The 15,641-nt window shown below is 71.5% G+C and carries 16 protein-coding genes; 10 read left to right on the top strand and 6 right to left on the bottom strand.

What is annotated here, in order from left to right; all coding sequences use genetic code 11:
- Positions 1-3: 3 nt before the first annotated feature.
- Together EV567_RS18630 and EV567_RS18625 are read right to left on the bottom strand one after the other, a co-directional pair.
- Entirely contained in the window at positions 4-1,170 is a 1,167-nt protein-coding gene (locus EV567_RS18630; protein ID WP_130441424.1) for an adenylate/guanylate cyclase domain-containing protein, read from the bottom strand.
- Positions 1,171-1,717: 547 nt separating this feature from the next.
- Positions 1,718-2,578: a biotin--[acetyl-CoA-carboxylase] ligase gene (locus EV567_RS18625; protein WP_130441422.1), complete on the bottom strand. Its 861-nt coding sequence runs from the start codon at positions 2,576-2,578 to the stop codon at positions 1,718-1,720.
- Between the two features lie 110 nt (positions 2,579-2,688).
- Here EV567_RS18625 and EV567_RS18620 point away from each other — a divergent pair, with 110 nt between their 5' ends.
- The 4 genes from EV567_RS18620 (at position 2,689) to EV567_RS18610 (ending at position 5,424) form a co-directional block, all read left to right on the top strand.
- Positions 2,689-4,308 carry an acyl-CoA carboxylase subunit beta gene (locus EV567_RS18620; RefSeq protein ID WP_130441420.1) on the top strand — a complete coding sequence of 540 codons (1,620 nt, stop codon included), beginning with the start codon at positions 2,689-2,691 and terminating at the stop codon, positions 4,306-4,308.
- A gap of 9 nt (positions 4,309-4,317) precedes the next feature.
- Positions 4,318-4,527, top strand: coding sequence for an acyl-CoA carboxylase epsilon subunit (locus tag EV567_RS18615; protein WP_130441418.1), 210 nt, complete (start codon positions 4,318-4,320; stop codon positions 4,525-4,527).
- Between the two features lie 110 nt (positions 4,528-4,637).
- Positions 4,638-4,766, top strand: coding sequence for a morphogenic membrane protein MmpB (gene mmpB / locus EV567_RS28405; protein ID WP_278044759.1), 129 nt, complete (start codon positions 4,638-4,640; stop codon positions 4,764-4,766).
- Positions 4,767-4,806: 40 nt separating this feature from the next.
- Positions 4,807-5,424: a nucleoside triphosphate pyrophosphatase gene (locus tag EV567_RS18610; RefSeq protein ID WP_130441416.1), complete on the top strand. Its 618-nt coding sequence runs from the start codon at positions 4,807-4,809 to the stop codon at positions 5,422-5,424.
- On the opposite strand, the gene EV567_RS18605 is transcribed toward EV567_RS18610, so the two are convergent.
- Positions 5,396-6,007: a hypothetical protein gene (locus tag EV567_RS18605; protein WP_242620886.1), complete on the bottom strand. Its 612-nt coding sequence runs from the start codon at positions 6,005-6,007 to the stop codon at positions 5,396-5,398. The genes EV567_RS18610 and EV567_RS18605 overlap by 29 nt on opposite strands.
- Positions 6,008-6,384: 377 nt before the next feature.
- Here EV567_RS18605 and EV567_RS18600 point away from each other — a divergent pair, with 377 nt between their 5' ends.
- The gene (locus EV567_RS18600) at positions 6,385-8,157 is read left to right on the top strand and encodes a biotin carboxylase N-terminal domain-containing protein (protein ID WP_130441414.1); all 1,773 of its coding nucleotides are present in this window, start codon (positions 6,385-6,387) and stop codon (positions 8,155-8,157) included.
- A 120-nt stretch (positions 8,158-8,277) separates the two neighbouring features.
- Here the strand turns inward: EV567_RS18600 and EV567_RS18595 are convergent, their stop codons facing one another.
- Together EV567_RS18595 and EV567_RS18590 are read right to left on the bottom strand one after the other, a co-directional pair.
- Complete coding sequence (locus EV567_RS18595) at positions 8,278-9,255, bottom strand: DeoR/GlpR family DNA-binding transcription regulator (RefSeq protein WP_130441412.1); 978 nt, start codon at positions 9,253-9,255, stop codon at positions 8,278-8,280.
- Positions 9,256-9,461: 206 nt separating this feature from the next.
- A complete protein-coding gene (locus tag EV567_RS18590) occupies positions 9,462-10,910 on the bottom strand; it encodes an NAD(P)H-quinone dehydrogenase (RefSeq protein ID WP_130441410.1) in 1,449 nt (482 codons plus the stop codon).
- Positions 10,911-11,012: 102 nt separating this feature from the next.
- Between EV567_RS18590 and EV567_RS18585 the strand changes: the two genes are divergently transcribed.
- From EV567_RS18585 to EV567_RS18565, 5 genes are all read left to right on the top strand, one after another.
- Entirely contained in the window at positions 11,013-11,453 is a 441-nt protein-coding gene (locus tag EV567_RS18585; protein WP_130441408.1) for a gamma-glutamylcyclotransferase, read from the top strand.
- Between the two features lie 123 nt (positions 11,454-11,576).
- A complete protein-coding gene (locus EV567_RS18580; RefSeq protein ID WP_130441406.1) occupies positions 11,577-12,401 on the top strand; it encodes a purine-nucleoside phosphorylase in 825 nt (274 codons plus the stop codon).
- A gap of 224 nt (positions 12,402-12,625) precedes the next feature.
- On the top strand, positions 12,626-14,257 hold the full coding sequence (locus tag EV567_RS18575) for a phospho-sugar mutase (protein ID WP_130441404.1): 1,632 nt from the start codon (positions 12,626-12,628) through the stop codon (positions 14,255-14,257).
- 135 nt (positions 14,258-14,392) lie between these two features.
- Positions 14,393-14,653: a hypothetical protein gene (locus EV567_RS18570; protein ID WP_207228801.1), complete on the top strand. Its 261-nt coding sequence runs from the start codon at positions 14,393-14,395 to the stop codon at positions 14,651-14,653.
- Between the two features lie 112 nt (positions 14,654-14,765).
- Entirely contained in the window at positions 14,766-15,032 is a 267-nt protein-coding gene (locus tag EV567_RS18565) for a hypothetical protein (RefSeq protein ID WP_207228800.1), read from the top strand.
- 102 nt (positions 15,033-15,134) lie between these two features.
- On the opposite strand, the gene EV567_RS18560 is transcribed toward EV567_RS18565, so the two are convergent.
- Entirely contained in the window at positions 15,135-15,581 is a 447-nt protein-coding gene (locus tag EV567_RS18560) for a hypothetical protein (protein WP_242620884.1), read from the bottom strand.
- Positions 15,582-15,641: the final 60 nt, after the last annotated feature.

The raw sequence follows: 15,641 nt of genomic DNA, 5'->3' as shown, positions 1-15,641 counted from the left end.
CGTTCACTCCCCGAGGGCGCGCCGGGTGAGCAGCCAGGGCTCGACCACGCCGAGCCCTCGCACCGGCCGCTGCCACATCGGCTGGAGGGCGAACCGGTAGACGGGCGGCTCCTCGCCCTCCTTCTCGGCGGTCGCCGCCTCCTCGGCCGCCTGCGCCTCGGAGGCGGGCGCGTCCCCGGTGCGGATCAGCTCCTCGGCGAAGGCGCTGTCGACCAGTACGGCGTCCCGCGGCGCTATCGAGGTCAGCCGCGAGGCCAGGTTGACGGTCGTCCCGAACACATCGCCCATCCGGGTGGTCACCGTGCCGAACGCCATGCCGACCCGCAGCTCGGGCATCGTCTCGTCGTTGCTCATGGTCTCCACCAGCAGCAACGCGATGTCGGCGGCGGTGCCCGCGTCGTCGGCGGCGTACAGGACCTCGTCGCCGAGGGTCTTGATGAGCCGGCCGCCGCGAGCGGCCACCAGGTCGGCGGCGGTCGTCTCGAAGGCCTCGACGAGCTCGCCGAGCTCCTCCTCCTCCATGCGCCGCGTCAGCCGCGTGAACCCGACGAGGTCGGCGAAGCCGACGGCGAGCCGCCGGTCGACCATCTCATCGTCGTCGGCGGCCTGCACGACCCGGCCCGCCGAGGCGGCGAGCTGGCGGCGCCAGACGTAGACGAGGAACTCCTCCAGCTCGGGCAGGAGCAGCTCGACGATGGGATACGTGACCTCGGTGCGGGTCATCCCCGGCTCGGGCGGCTCGGTGAGCCCCTCCAGGAAGGAGTCGATCTGCCACTCCGCCAGACGGGCGGTGGTCTGGCCCGTGGACCGCGCGACCTGCACCGCCATGGCCTCGCTCAGCAGGCCCGCCTCCACGAGACCGGCGAGGCGGCGCAGGGCCAGGACGTCGGCCTCGGTGAGCGCCTTGGCCTGCCCTATGTCGGCGAAGCCCATCGCCCGCCAGAAACGGGACGCCAGCTCCATGGAGACGCCGGCGCTGCGGGCCGCCTGGAACGGGGTGTAGCGGCGCTCCGCGCCCAGGATGAGCTGCTCCAGGCGCAGGGCGAGCGGGTCGTCGCCCGGCTCGGGGGCCAGGGGGTCCCCCCGCTCGGACGAATCCGAGAGTGGAGGAGGGTCAACCCGGCCGTCCACGCCCTCGCCCTCGCCGGAGCCCGTGTCGTCGACGGTCACGCGCGCTGCCCTTCCGATCTACCGCGGTCAGGTATCGACCGGCCTCAACTCTACGGCAGCTGTGCGCTGGGTCACTCCGTTGGGTTGCGCCGGGGTTCAGGTGAGGTGCCTTTCCTTGGTGTACGGAGTTGGTGTGGTCCTTGTTCGGCCACTGGGGTGGGGGGGGTCTCTTGGTTGCCGGGTGCGGGTTGTGGGGGTTGATCGCGCAGTTCCCCGCGCCCCTTGGTGGGCGCAGTCACCCTGCGACCGATCGCGCCCACGCGGCGGAGCCGCACATGTCACAGCCCCGCGCCCCTTGATGGGTGCAGTCACCCCGGGACCGATCGCGCCCACGCGGCGGAGCCGCACATGTCACAGCCCCGCGCCCCTTGATGGGTGCAGTCACCCTGCGACCCATCGCGCCCACGCGGCGGAGCCGCACATGCCACAGCCCCGCGCCCCTTGGTGGGCGCAGTCACCCTGCGACCCGCCGCGCCCACGCGGCGGAGGCGCCCCGCGGGCCTTGGGTGGGGGTGGTCAGCCCGGTGCCATGTGGGGTGGGCTGCTCTCACGCCGGCCTCAGGTGGACGATGTCTCCTGCTCCTACCGGTTCGCGGGTGCCTGTGTTCGTGGTGATCACCAGTCTGCCGTCGGCGTCGATCGCCGTCGCCTCGCCGGTGAGCGCGCGGTCGCCGGGGAGTTCCGCGCGGACCGTGCGGCCCAGCGTGGCGCAGCCCGCCGCGTACGCCTCCTGGAGGCCGCTGACGGCCGGGTCGCCGTCGGCCGCGCGCCAGCGGGTGTACCAGTCCTCCAGGGTGCGCAGCACGGACCGCAGCAGGGTGTCACGGTCGGTGCTCACCGCGTCGGCGAGGACCAGGGAGCCCGCCTGCGGCACGGGCAGTTCGCCGGCCCGGAGCGTGACGTTGATGCCCACACCGACGACGACGCCGTCCTCACCCGCGCGCTCGGCGAGGATGCCGCCGGCCTTGCGTTCCTCGCCGCCGACCGTCACCAACAGGTCGTTCGGCCACTTGAGTGCCGTGTCCACGCCGGCCGCGCGGGACAGTCCGGTGGCGACCGCGACGCCCGTCAGCAAGGGCAGCCAGCCCCAGCGGCCGACCGGGATCCGCGCCGGGCGCAGCAGCACGGAGAAGAACAGGCCCGAGCGGGGCGGCGCGGACCACTGGCGGTCCAGGCGGCCGCGGCCGGCGGTCTGCTCCTCGGCGAGGAGCACGCTCCCCTCGTCCGCCTTCCCGGCGGCCGCGAGCGCGACGAGGTCGGAGTTGGTGGAGCCGGTGCGCGGCACGACGTCCACGGCGGTCCACAGGCCCCCCTCCCGGACGAGCCCGCGCCGCAGCGCGGCGGCGTTGAGCGGCGGGCGGTCGAGGTCGGACCAGCGGCTGGCGTCTGCTGCATCTCGCGGCGTCATGCAAGCCACCCTAGGTGTGTGAAACGCCGCACTGCCGATCGGTTGACCCAGCACTACTCTACGGATGAGTAACCGTCCCCCCTTTTGAGCAGGCAGGGAGCCGCATCCCGATGTCCGAGCCGGAAGAGCGCCAAGAGATCCACGGGAACCCGGGGATCGACATCCACACGACCGCGGGCAAGCTCGCCGACCTGCAGCGCCGCGTCCAGGAAGCGACGCACGCCGGCTCCGAGCGCGCCGTCGAGAAGCAGCACGCCAAGGGCAAGCTGACGGCCCGTGAGCGCATCGAACTCCTCCTGGACGAGGGGTCGTTCATCGAGCTGGACGAGTTCGCCCGGCACCGCTCCACCAACTTCGGGCTGGATCAGAACCGCCCCTACGGGGACGGCGTCGTCACCGGTTACGGCACCGTCGACGGCCGCCCGGTGGCCGTGTTCTCCCAGGACTTCACCGTCTTCGGCGGCGCCCTGGGCGAGGTCTACGGCCAGAAGATCGTCAAGGTCATGGACTTCGCGCTGAAGACCGGCTGCCCGGTCATCGGCATCAACGACTCCGGCGGCGCCCGCATCCAGGAGGGCGTGGCCTCGCTCGGCGCGTACGGCGAGATCTTCCGCCGCAACACCCACGCGAGCGGCGTCATCCCGCAGATCAGCCTGGTGGTCGGGCCGTGCGCGGGCGGCGCGGTGTACTCGCCCGCGATCACCGACTTCACGGTGATGGTCGACCAGACCTCGCACATGTTCATCACCGGGCCGGACGTCATCAAGACGGTCACCGGCGAGGACGTCGGCTTCGAGGAGCTGGGCGGCGCCCGCACCCACAACTCCACGTCGGGCGTGGCCCACCACATGGCGGGCGACGAGAAGGACGCCGTCGAGTACGTCAAGCAGCTGCTGTCGTACCTGCCGTCGAACAACCTGAGTGAGGCCCCGGCGTTCCCGGAGGAGGCGGACCTCTCCGTCAACGACGAGGACCTGGAGCTGGATTCGCTGGTCCCGGACAGCGCCAACCAGCCGTACGACATGCACACGGTGATCGAACACGTCCTGGACGACGCCGAGTTCTTCGAGACGCAGCCGCTGTTCGCGCCGAACATCCTCACCGGTTTCGGGCGGGTGGAGGGCCACCCGGTCGGCATCGTCGCCAACCAGCCGATGCAGTTCGCGGGTTGCCTGGACATCAAGGCGAGCGAGAAGGCCGCGCGTTTCGTGCGCACCTGCGACGCCTTCAACATCCCGGTGCTCACCTTCGTCGACGTGCCGGGCTTCCTGCCGGGCGTCGACCAGGAGCACGACGGCATCATCCGCCGCGGCGCCAAGCTGATCTACGCGTACGCGGAGGCGACCGTCCCGCTGATCACCGTCATCACCCGCAAGGCCTTCGGCGGGGCGTACGACGTCATGGGCTCCAAGCACCTCGGCGCCGACCTCAACCTGGCCTGGCCGACCGCCCAGATCGCCGTGATGGGCGCGCAGGGCGCGGTCAACATCCTGCACCGCCGCACCATCGCGGAGGCGGAGACCGCCGGGGACGGCGACGCGACGCGGGCCCGGCTGATCCAGGAGTACGAGGACGCCCTCCTCAACCCCTACGTCGCGGCCGAACGCGGTTACGTCGACGCGGTGATCATGCCGTCGGACACCCGCCGGCACGTCGTGCGCGGGCTGCGTCAACTGCGTACCAAGCGGGAATCCCTGCCTCCGAAGAAGCACGGCAACATCCCCCTGTAAGGAGCCGCTGTGATCAAGGTCGTTCGAGGCAATCCGACCCCGGAGGAGCTGGCCGCCGCCCTGGCGGTGGTCCGTGCCCGCGCCGCGGCGGCAGCGGCCGAGCCGTCCGGCGCGGACCTCGCCCCCAGGGACGCGTGGTCCGACCCGTCCCGGATAGCGGCCCGTCGGGTGCCACAACCGGGCCAGGCGTCCTGGGCCCGCACCTACTGGCCGAGCTGAGAGCAGATTTTTCAGGGGCGTGGGGGACCGCGCACGGGAGGGTCCCCGGGGCGCCGATTTGAGTACCCGTACTCAGGCACCCTCCACTGGCCAAGCCCCACGCTAATGGAATGCTGTGGTCCGATCCGAAGAACGAGCCGCCCGACGAGCTCCGCGCCATGCAGGAGACGCTGAGGCGGCTCGGTCTCTTCCTCGCGGTGGCCATGCTGGTGGCGCTGCTGGTGCTCGCCCTCGGGTGAGGCGGCCGGGGGCCCGACGCCGGCCGATACGCTTGACCGCATGACCGATCAGCCGCGCCGCCGCCTCGTCCTCGCCTCCCAGTCCCCCGCCCGGCTGGGCCTGTTGCGGCAGGCGGGACTCGCTCCCGAGGTGATCGTGAGCGGGGTGGACGAGGACGCCGTCACCGCCCCCACCCCGGCCGAGCTGGCGCTCGCCCTGGCCGAGGCGAAGGCCTCCGTGGTGGCGGCGAAGCCCGAGGTCAAGGGCGCGCTGGTGATCGGCTGCGACTCGGTCCTCGACCTGGACGGCCAGGCGCTGGGCAAGCCCGCGGACGCCGAGGAGGCCACCGCCCGCTGGAAGGCGATGCGCGGCCGTGCGGGCACGCTCCAGACCGGTCACTGCGTCTACGACACCGCCGCCGGGCGGTACACCTCGGCTGTGGCCTCCACGGTGGTCCACTTCGGCGAGCCGACGGACGAGGAGGTCGCCGCCTACGTCGCCTCGGGCGAGCCGCTGCACGTCGCCGGCGCCTTCACCCTCGACGGCCGCTCGGCGCCCTTCATCAACGGCATCGACGGCGACCACGGCAATGTGATCGGCATCAGCCTGCCCCTCGTCCGGCGGCTGCTGGCCGAACTGGGCGTGGGCATCACGGAGCTGTGGTCACCAGCGCGGTGACCGCGGGGCCGCCGCCGGAGGGCCCGGTACCCGAGGAACCTTGCGCCGGGTGACCGGCGCCCTTGGGTCCGTCATCCGGCGAACCGGCGTTCGACGGACCGCGCCCCGACGGAGGGACGTCCGTCGGGCCGTCCCCCGGCGGGCCGCCGTCCGAGGGCGCGGTGGGCGCCGGTTCGGCGGCGGACGGGCCCTCCTGGCGGTCGTAGCCCATCAGGAGCAGGACGATCAGCCCGAGCACGACCATCATGAAGGCGAACGCCGACCGGCCCACCAGGCCCCAGCTGAAGGCGCCCAGCAGGCCGTGCACCACGGCGGCGCTGATCAGCAGGACGCGGCCGAGGCCGGCCGGCGGGCGGTCGCGGACCAGCACCAGCAGGGCGACCACCCCGCACAGCACGAAGTACAGACCGAAGACGATCCCGCCGATCTTCGACGAGGTCGACATCACGTCAGGGTCCAGCCCCGCGAGGGACATCTGCTGACGGTCGACGACGATGCCGAGGAACCAGTTCAGGGCCGCCACGCCGAACGCCTCGGCGAACAGCACCAGCGTCACCACCGCAGCCACCGGCCTGCGCACCACCGGCCCCACCCACTTTCGCCCCGGCCCCGAGCGGGGCCCTCGTTACTCCAAGTACGTGCGTTCGTGACATCGCGAACGCTACTAACGGGTAAACCGCGGGACAAGGGTTCCGCGGGCGGCAAAGAATCGTTGGGCCATTCGTAGGGACTCCACAAAGAAACGGAGTGGGCCGCAGCACGTGCTCACAGAGACCTTGGCCACAATGGAGGGCTAGGGTTTCCGGGAGGAGTGCTGCGTACGGCGGTACTACAAGGGATTTCGCGGTCGAGTGAGCCTCGCATCACGCTCCGTGTGGGCAAGCTCACCTCTGGGGACGGGTCGAAGAGGCGTGTCGGCTGTCCCTAAACTCGGCTTGTTTCAAGGAGGGAGCCTCAATCGTGCGCAAGGTGCTCATCGCCAACCGTGGCGAAATCGCTGTCCGCGTGGCCCGGGCGTGCCGGGATGCCGGTATCGCGAGCGTGGCCGTCTACGCGGACCCGGACCGGGACGCTCTGCATGTCCGCGCCGCGGATGAGGCGTTCGCCCTGGGCGGTGACACACCGGCGGGTAGCTATCTGGACATCGGCAAGGTGTTGAACGCCGCCCGGGAGTCCGGTGCGGACGCCGTCCATCCGGGGTACGGCTTCCTCTCGGAGAACGCCGACTTCGCGCAGGCGGTCCTGGACGCGGGTCTGATCTGGATCGGTCCGCCGCCGCAGGCCATCCGGGATCTGGGGGACAAGGTGGCCGCCCGGCACATCGCGCAGCGGGCCGGGGCGCCGCTGGTGGCCGGCACGCCGGATCCGGTCTCCGGCGCCGACGAGGTCGTCGCGTTCGCCGAGGAGCACGGCCTGCCGATCGCGATCAAGGCCGCTTTCGGCGGCGGCGGGCGGGGTCTGAAGGTCGCCCGGACGCTGGAGGAAGTCCCCGAGCTGTATGAGTCGGCGGTGCGTGAGGCGGTCGCCGCGTTCGGCCGGGGCGAGTGCTTCGTCGAGCGCTACCTCGACAAGCCGCGGCACGTGGAGACGCAGTGCCTGGCCGACCGGCACGGCAACGTGGTCGTGGTGTCCACCCGGGACTGCTCGCTGCAGCGCCGCCACCAGAAGCTGGTCGAGGAGGCGCCGGCGCCGTTCTTGTCCGAGGCGCAGCTCGCCGAGCTGTACTCCTCCTCCAAGGCCATCTTGAAGGAGGCCGGCTACGTCGGCGCCGGCACGGTGGAGTTCCTCGTCGGCCTGGACGGCACGATCTCCTTCCTGGAGGTCAACACCCGTCTGCAGGTGGAGCACCCGGTCACCGAGGAGGTCGCCGGCATCGACCTGGTGCGGGAGATGTTCCGGATCGCCGACGGCGAGGAGCTCGGCTACGGCGACCCGGTGCTGCGCGGTCACTCCTTCGAGTTCCGTATCAACGGTGAGGACCCGGGCCGGGGCTTTCTGCCGGCTCCGGGCACGGTCACCCTCTTCGACGCGCCGTCGGGTCCGGGGGTGCGGCTGGACGCGGGCGTGGAGTCGGGCAGTGTGATCGGCCCGGCGTGGGACTCGCTGCTGGCGAAGCTGATCGTGACCGGCCGCACCCGCAAGGAGGCGCTGGAGCGGGCCTCGCGTGCGCTGGAGGAGTTCCGCGTCGAGGGCATGGCGACGGCGATCCCCTTCCACCGCGCGGTGGTCCAGGACCCGGCGTTCGCGCCGGAGCTGACCGGCTCGACCGGCCCGTTCACGGTCCACACCCGGTGGATCGAGACGGAGTTCGTCAACGACATCAAGCCCTTCACCGCACCCGCGGACGCGGAGACGGACGAGGAGCCCGGCCGCGAGACGGTCGTCGTCGAGGTCGGCGGCAAGCGTCTGGAGGTCTCGCTGCCCTCCTCGCTGGGCATGTCCCTGGCCCGCACCGGCCTGGCCGCCGGCGCCAAGCCCAAACGGCGCGCGGCCAAGAAGTCCGGCCCCGTCGCCTCCGGCGACACCCTCGCCTCCCCGATGCAGGGCACCATCGTCAAGATCGCCGTCGAGGAAGGCCAGGAAGTCCAGGAAGGCGACCTGATCGTCGTCCTCGAAGCCATGAAGATGGAGCAGCCGCTGAACGCGCACCGCTCCGGCACGGTCAAGGGCCTGACCGCGGAGGTGGGCGCGTCGATCACCTCGGGCGCCGCGATCTGCGAGATCAAGGACTGACGCAGAGGCACACGCGCCGAGGCGCCCGCGGGATCCAAGGGATCCGGCGGGCGCCTCGCCGTACATCGGGAGCGGACTCCCGGCCCGGCGGCCCCTTCGAGAGGTCCTCGCGGGGACGGCTCAGCGGCGGCGGAGATCCGCGACGCGGGCCGCCCGCTCACCCCCCGGGGCCTGCTCCCCGCCCAGCACCGCGGCCGTGCGCAGGCCGTTCGCGCCGGCCGCGCCGGGGACCTGGCCCCGGCGGGGGGCCGGCAGGGGGACGTCCCGGCGCTGCTGCTGGCGGCGCGCCGGGACCGCGTCACCCCCCGGGCTTCCCGACGCCCCGGCCACGGCGATCTGCACCCCCTGGTCGGCGAGGGCCTGGAGTTCGGTGGCGGCGCGGTCGTCATGGGCGGGCGGTTCGTCGGTCACCAGGCGGGTGATGACGTCCGTCGGCACGGTCTGGAACATGGTGTCGGTGCCGAGCTTGGTGTGGTCGGCGAGGACGACGACCTCGGCGGCGGCCTGCACCAGCGCCCGGTCCACGGACGCGGACAGCATGTTGGACGTGGACAGTCCGCGCTCGGCGGTGAGGCCGCTCCCGGAGAGGAAGGCCCGCGAGACCCGCAGCCCCTGGAGGGACTGCTCGGCCCCGCTGCCGACGAGGGCGTAGTTGGACCCTCTGAGCGTGCCGCCGGTCATCACGACCTCCACCCGGTTCGCGTGGGCCAACGCCTGTGCCACCAGCAGGGAGTTGGTGACGACGGTCAGGCCTGGCACCCGGGCGAGGCGGCGCGCGAGCTCCTGGGTGGTGGTACCCGCCCCGACCACGATGGCCTCGCCCTCTTCCACGAAGTTGGCGGCGAGGTCGGCGATGGCGGTCTTCTCGGCGGTCGCGAGATGGGACTTCTGCGGAAAGCCGGACTCCCGCGTGAAACCGCCCGGCAATACCGCACCGCCGTGCCGGCGGTCGAGGAGTCCTTCTGCCTCCAGTGCGCGCACGTCCCGCCGTACGGTCACTTCGGAGGTCTGGACGACGCGGGCGAGCTCACGGAGCGACACGGCTCCGTTGGCTCGCACCATTTCGAGGATCAATTGGCGACGTTCTGCAGCGAACACGAAACTGACAGTAACGCGGGCGACCGTCTGCTTTCAGCTCTTTGCGCCGAATAACAGAAGTTGTTCGCACAGTAGGGACAGAGGTGGTATAGGGGTCTAGTTGCCCCGCCTATGCCATCCGCACGGGCCACAACTCCCCGTGGCCAGCGGGGAATCGGTTCCGGCCGCGCCCCTCATGCCCCGGTGGGCGCCGTCGCGCGCCCCGGTCAGCCCTCGCCGCCCGCCTTGCTCGTCTGCAACTGCCGCGCCACCTCGGCGATCGACCCCGACAGCGACGGGTACACCGTGAAGGCGTTCGCGATCTGTTCGACCGTCAGATTGTTGTCGACGGCGATCGAGATGGGGTGGATCAGCTCCGAGGCGCGCGGCGCCACGACCACACCGCCGACGACGATCCCCGTGCCCGGCCGGCAGAAGATCTTGACGAAGCCGTCCCGGATGCCCTGCATCTTCGCGCGCGGGTTGCGCAGCAGCGGCAGCTTGACGACCCGGGCGTCGATCTTGCCCGAGTCCACGTCCGCCTGCGTGTAGCCGACGGTGGCGATCTCGGGGTCGGTGAAGACGTTGGAGGAGACCGTCTTGAGGTTGAGCGGGGCCACCGCGTCGCCGAGGAAGTGGTACATGGCGATGCGGCCCTGCATGGCGGCGACGGAGGCGAGCGCGAAGACGCCGGTCACGTCACCGGCGGCGTACACGCCGGGGGCGGTCGTACGGGAGACCTTGTCGGTCCAGATGTGCCCGGAGTCGCGGACCCTGACGCCCGCCTCCTCGAGGCCCAGCCCCTCGCTGTTGGGGATCGCGCCGACGGCCATCAGACAGTGCGAGCCGGTGATGACCCGGCCGTCGGCGAGCGTCACCTCGACCCGGTCGCCGACGCGCTTGGCGGACTGCGCACGGGAGCGGGCCATCACGTTCATGCCGCGGCGGCGGAAGACGTCCTCCAGGACGGCGGCGGCGTCCGGGTCCTCACCCGGCAGCACCCGGTCCCGGGACGACACCAGCGTCACCTTGGAGCCCAGGGCCTGGTAGGCGCCGGCGAACTCGGCGCCGGTCACGCCGGAGCCGACCACGATGAGCTCCTCGGGCAGCTCCCGCAGGTCGTAGACCTGGGTCCAGTTGAGGATGCGCTCGCCGTCGGGCTGGGCGTCGGGCAGCTCGCGCGGATGACCGCCGGTGGCGATGAGGACGGCGTCGGCGGTGAGGGTCTCCTCGGTGCCGTCGGCGGCGGTGACCACGACCTTGCGGGAGCCGTCGAGGGACTGCATCCCCTCCAGCCGGCCGCGCCCGCGCAGCACACGCGCGCCGGCGCGGGTCACGGAGGCGGTGATGTCGTGCGACTGCGCGAGCGCGAGCCGCTTCACACGCCGGTTGACCTTGTGCAGGTCCACCCCGACCACCCGGGCCGCCTGCTCCAGCGGCGGGGTGTCGTCGGCGACGATGATGCCCAGCTCCTCGTAGGAGGAGTCGAAGGTGGTCATCACCTCCGCCGTGGCGATGAGCGTCTTCGACGGCACGCAGTCGGTCAGCACCGACGCCCCGCCCAGACCGTCGGCGTCGACGACGGTCACCTCCGCGCCGAGCTGCGCGGCCACCAGGGCCGCTTCGTAGCCGCCGGGTCCGCCACCGATGATCACGATCCGAGTCACGTACCCCATTGTCCCGCACACGTCGACGGGGCACTTCCCCGGGGGGCGGGCGGTGCCCGAGTGGCGGCGGACACCTCGGTGACCTCGCCCTGGCTGCCGTACTCTCGACCCATGTCGCTCTACGCCGCGTACGCCGGCAACCTCGACGCGCGGCTGATGACCCGCCGCGCCCCGCACTCCCCGCTGCGCGCGACGGGCTGGCTGAACGGCTGGCGGCTGACCTTCGGCGGCGAGCACATGGGCTGGGAGGGCGCGCTCGCGACGATCGTGGAGGACCCCTTCTCACAGGTCTTCGTCGCGCTGTACGACATCGCCCCCATGGACGAGGAGTCCCTGGACCGCTGGGAGGGCGTCGGCAGCCTCGACGTCTACCGGCGCACCCGGATCCGCGTCCACACCCTCGACGGCGAGGAGCAGGGCTGGACGTACGTCCTCAACGGCTACGAGGGCGGCCTGCCGTCGGCCCGCTACCTCGGCGAGATCGCCGACGCGGCCGAGTCCGCGGGGGCGCCCCACGACTATGTGATGGAGCTGCGCAAGCGGCCCTGCTGAGGCGGCCGCCCACCGACCGTGAGCGGTCGTCCGGGCCGCTGGTTGGAAACGACAAGGCAACGATCGGCATCCCGTCGGGTTCCTCATCTACGCGCGTAGGCCGATCCGGGCTACCCTCATCGCGTGAACGCATCTCTTCTCCCGGACGACATCCAGGGCGACCCCTACGGGGCCGCCGACGCCGCCGCGGCGCGGCTGCGCGAACTCACCGGCGCCGACACCCACGACGTCGCCCTCGTGATGGGCTCCGGCTGGGCGCCGGCCGTGGACGCGCTGGGCGCGCCGGACGCCGAGTTCCCGGTCACCGAGCTGCCCGGCTTCCCGCCGCCGGCGGTCGAGGGCCACGGCGGCAAGATCCGCTCGTACCGGATCGGCGAGAAGCGCGCCCTGGTCTTCCTGGGCCGCACCCACTACTACGAGGGCCGCGGCGTGGCCGCCGTCGCCCACGGTGTGCGGACCGCGGTGGCGGCCGGCAGCAAGACGATCGTCCTGACCAACGGCTGTGGCGGCCTGCGCGAGGGCATGCGCCCCGGCCAGCCGGTCCTGATCAGCGACCACCTGAACCTGACGGCGACCTCCCCGATCGTCGGCGCGAACTTCGTCGACCTCACTGACCTGTACTCGCCGCGGCTGCGGACGCTGTGCAAGGAGATCGACTCCTCGCTGGAGGAGGGCGTCTACGCCCAGTTCCCCGGCCCGCACTACGAGACGCCGGCGGAGATCCGGATGGCGCGCACGATCGGCGCCGACCTGGTGGGCATGTCCACGGTCCTCGAGGCCATCGCCGCGCGGGAGGCGGGCGCGGAGGTGCTGGGCATCTCCCTCGTCACCAACCTCGCCGCCGGCATGACGGGCGAGCCGCTGAACCACGAGGAGGTCCTGCAGGCGGGGCGGGACAGCGCGACGCGGATGGGCGCGCTGCTGGCGCAGGTGCTGGGCCGGCTGTAGGACCAGCGCGGCACTCAGGGGCGCTGCCCCTGATCCACCGGGGGCTCCGCCCCCGGGCTCGCCCGCTCCCCATCAGGGTGAGGCCGTCCAGCCCGTCCGGCGTTTGAGGACGAGGCCCGTTCAGGGCCTTAGCGGGGGCCCGGGGGCGGCAGCCCCCGAGAACGGGAAGGGAAGGGGCGGCGGGGGCGAGGAAACCCACGACCACACGAGAGGCTGACCCAACCGTGCATGACGACCTGACCGCCCGCGCCCAGGCGTGGCTCGCCGAGGACCCCGACCCGGAGACCCGGGAGGAACTCGCGAAGCTCCTCGACGCGGGAGACGTCACCGAGCTGGCCGCCCGTTTCTCCGGCACCCTCCAGTTCGGCACCGCCGGCCTGCGGGGCGAACTCGGCGCCGGCCCGATGCGCATGAACCGCGCCGTCGTCATCCGCGCCGCCGCCGGCCTGGCCGCGTACCTCAAGGCCAAGGGCCAGGGCGACGGCCTCGTCGTCATCGGCTACGACGCCCGCCACAAGTCGGCCGACTTCGCCCGCGACACGGCGGCCGTCATGACCGGCGCCGGCCTGCGCGCGGCCGTCCTCCCCCGCCCCCTCCCCACCCCCGTCCTGGCATACGCCATCAGGCACCTGGGCGCGGTCGCCGGCGTCGAGGTCACCGCCAGCCACAACCCGCCCCGGGACAACGGCTACAAGGTCTACCTGGGCGACGGCTCCCAGATCGTCCCGCCGGCCGACGCGGAGATCGCCGCCGAGATCGCCGCCGTCCGCTCGCTGGACGACGTACCTCGCCCGGAGTCCGGCTGGGAGACCCTGGACGACTCCGTCCTGGACGCGTACCTGGCCCGTACGGACGCGGTCCTCGACCCCGCCTCCCCGCGTACGGCCCGCACGGTCTACACGGCGATGCACGGCGTCGGCAAGGACGTCCTCCTCGCCGCGTTCGCCCGCGCCGGCTTCCCCGAGCCGGTCCTCGTCGCCGAACAGGCCGAACCCGACCCGGACTTCCCGACGGTCGCCTTCCCCAACCCGGAGGAGCCCGGCGCGATGGACCTCGCCTTCGCGAAGGCCCGTGAGAGCGACCCGGACCTGGTCATCGCCAACGACCCCGACGCCGACCGTTGCGCGGTGGCGGTCAAGGACGGCGGCGACTGGCGCATGCTGCGCGGCGACGAGGTCGGCGCGCTGCTCGCGGCCCACCTGGTCTCGCGCGGCGCGCGGGGCACGTTCGCCGAGTCGATCGTCTCCTCGTCGCTGCTGGGCCGTATCGCCGAGAAGGCGGGTCTGCCCTACGAGGAGACCCTCACCGGCTTCAAGTGGATCGCCCGCGTCGACGGTCTGCGCTACGGCTACGAGGAGGCGCTCGGCTACTGCGTCGACCCCGAGGGCGTTCGCGACAAGGACGGCATCACGGCGGCCCTGCTCATCACGGAGCTGGCGTCACAGCTCAAGTCGGAGAACCGCACGCTGCTGGGCCTCCTGGACGACCTGGCCGTCGAGCACGGCCTGCACGCGACCGACCAGCTGTCGGTCCGTGTGGAGGACCTGACGATCATCGTGAACGCGATGAGCCGCCTGCGCGAGCACCCGCCGACCACGCTCGCCGGTCTCCGGGTCACCCGAGCCGAGGACCTCACCCGGGGCACGGACACCCTCCCCCCGACCGACGGCCTGCGCTACACCCTCGACGGCGCCCGAGTGATCGTCCGCCCGAGCGGCACGGAACCGAAGCTGAAGTGCTACCTGGAGGTAGTGGTCCCGGCCGCGACCCACGCGGACCTCCCGACGGCGCGCGCGAAGGCGACGGCCCTCCTGACAGCGATCAAGCACGACCTGTCGACGGCAGCCGGCATCTGAGCTGACCCCAGGCAGTCTCCGGCACACAGCAAATGACAGGCGCCCTGCGAAACCGCAGGGCGCCTGTCACGGGTAGGAACGCGTTCCTACCGAGCGCTGTCGTGGAGCCATGACCCACGGAAGCTGTCGGTCTCGGTGCCGCCCGAGGTCGAGGAGACGATCAAGGTAGCGGCAGCCGAAGAGGGCAAGCCGGTCTCCGCATGGCTGGCCGAGGCTGCCATCGAGAAGGCCCGCGTCGCCGCTCTGCACGCGGCTGGCCGTGCCGCCGCCCGCGAGCTGGTGGCCGAGTACGAGAGCGGGCACGGAAAGCTGCCCGAGGAGTCCCGGCAGCGCGCCCGCGAGTTCCTGCTGGAAGCCGGGCTGCTCGACGACGAACCGTGGCGGGCGGCCGGTTAGTGCGCGCGATCGTCTACGACACCGGCGCCCTGCTGGCCGCCGAACGGCGCAACCCGGACTTCCTCGCTCTGCACGACGAGTCGACCGCTGCCCGCATTCGGCGACCGTTCCGGTGGTCGTTCTCGCTCAGGCATGGCGCGGCGGAACGCAGCACCAGATCTCGCGCGTGCTCAAGGGCTGCGACATCCGCCCCGACGACGAGCGGACCGGTCGCGCCGCCGGTATCACCTGCACCGCCTCCGGGACCGCGGACGTCGTCGACGCGATCGTCGTCGCCACCGCCGTCCAGTACCAGGCCGCAGTGGTCACCAGCGATCCCGACGACCTGAACCACCTCGCCGAGTCCATCGGCGTCAAACTGCGGCGCTTCGCAATCTGACAGCCCACACCTCGGCGAGCACTCCCCGATCCAGCTCACCGGCCCCCTCATCCAATGCTTTCGACACAGGCGAAATCCGGTATTCCGGAACGGATCGTAGACCTATCTCATTCCAGAGGAGAAGGTCACGATGGGGCCATCCTCGGAATCAACGATTCGAACATCGAAAGCCCGACCAGGAAATTCGGCACACAGAGCAGCGCTCCAAGCTTTCGCAATGCATTCTGCAGAAAATTCCAGCGCCTGCCGATCCTCGTCCACGTCTTCCGATTCGACGACCTCCCAAACCCTCAGCTGATTCAGCATCGCCTCGATCTTCCGGGTGTCGCCAGCGAGTTTTTCGCGCCAGGCTTCAAAAGTTGACTCCTCATATGCCCGGTCCCAGAGCACACAGTTCCCCACCTCGACAAAACGAGGCCAGAAGATCCGAGAGAACGCCACCAAAGTTGCCAGATCGGCACTATGTTTCACGTAATCCACATAGTCGACGGCACCTCCCCAGTCATCCACCCAGGACTTGATTTTGGGATACTCCATCGGATCACCCATAGACTAATTCCTTTCACTGCTCGCTCAGCGGCCTGGCCTCCCGGCAACCCGCGCAGATAC

The sequence above is a fragment of the Streptomyces sp. BK239 genome, assembly GCF_004217285.1.
In the GTDB taxonomy this organism is placed as follows: domain Bacteria; phylum Actinomycetota; class Actinomycetes; order Streptomycetales; family Streptomycetaceae; genus Streptomyces.
Note: the sequence above shows the minus strand (reverse complement) of the source record. Positions and strands in the feature narration are given on the sequence as shown.

Excerpts from the sequence above, each read along its gene's own strand:
- EV567_RS18625 (WP_130441422.1), bottom strand. The coding sequence starts at position 2,578 with ATGACGCCGCGAGATGCAGCAGACGCCAGCCGCTGGTCCGACCTCGAC.
- EV567_RS18620 (WP_130441420.1), top strand. The coding sequence starts at position 2,689 with ATGTCCGAGCCGGAAGAGCGCCAAGAGATCCACGGGAACCCGGGGATC.
- mmpB (WP_278044759.1), top strand. The coding sequence starts at position 4,638 with ATGCTGTGGTCCGATCCGAAGAACGAGCCGCCCGACGAGCTCCGCGCC.
- EV567_RS18610 (WP_130441416.1), top strand. The coding sequence starts at position 4,807 with ATGACCGATCAGCCGCGCCGCCGCCTCGTCCTCGCCTCCCAGTCCCCC.
- EV567_RS18590 (WP_130441410.1), bottom strand. The coding sequence starts at position 10,910 with ATGGGGTACGTGACTCGGATCGTGATCATCGGTGGCGGACCCGGCGGC.
- EV567_RS18585 (WP_130441408.1), top strand. The coding sequence starts at position 11,013 with ATGTCGCTCTACGCCGCGTACGCCGGCAACCTCGACGCGCGGCTGATG.
- EV567_RS18560 (WP_242620884.1), bottom strand. The coding sequence starts at position 15,581 with ATGGGTGATCCGATGGAGTATCCCAAAATCAAGTCCTGGGTGGATGAC.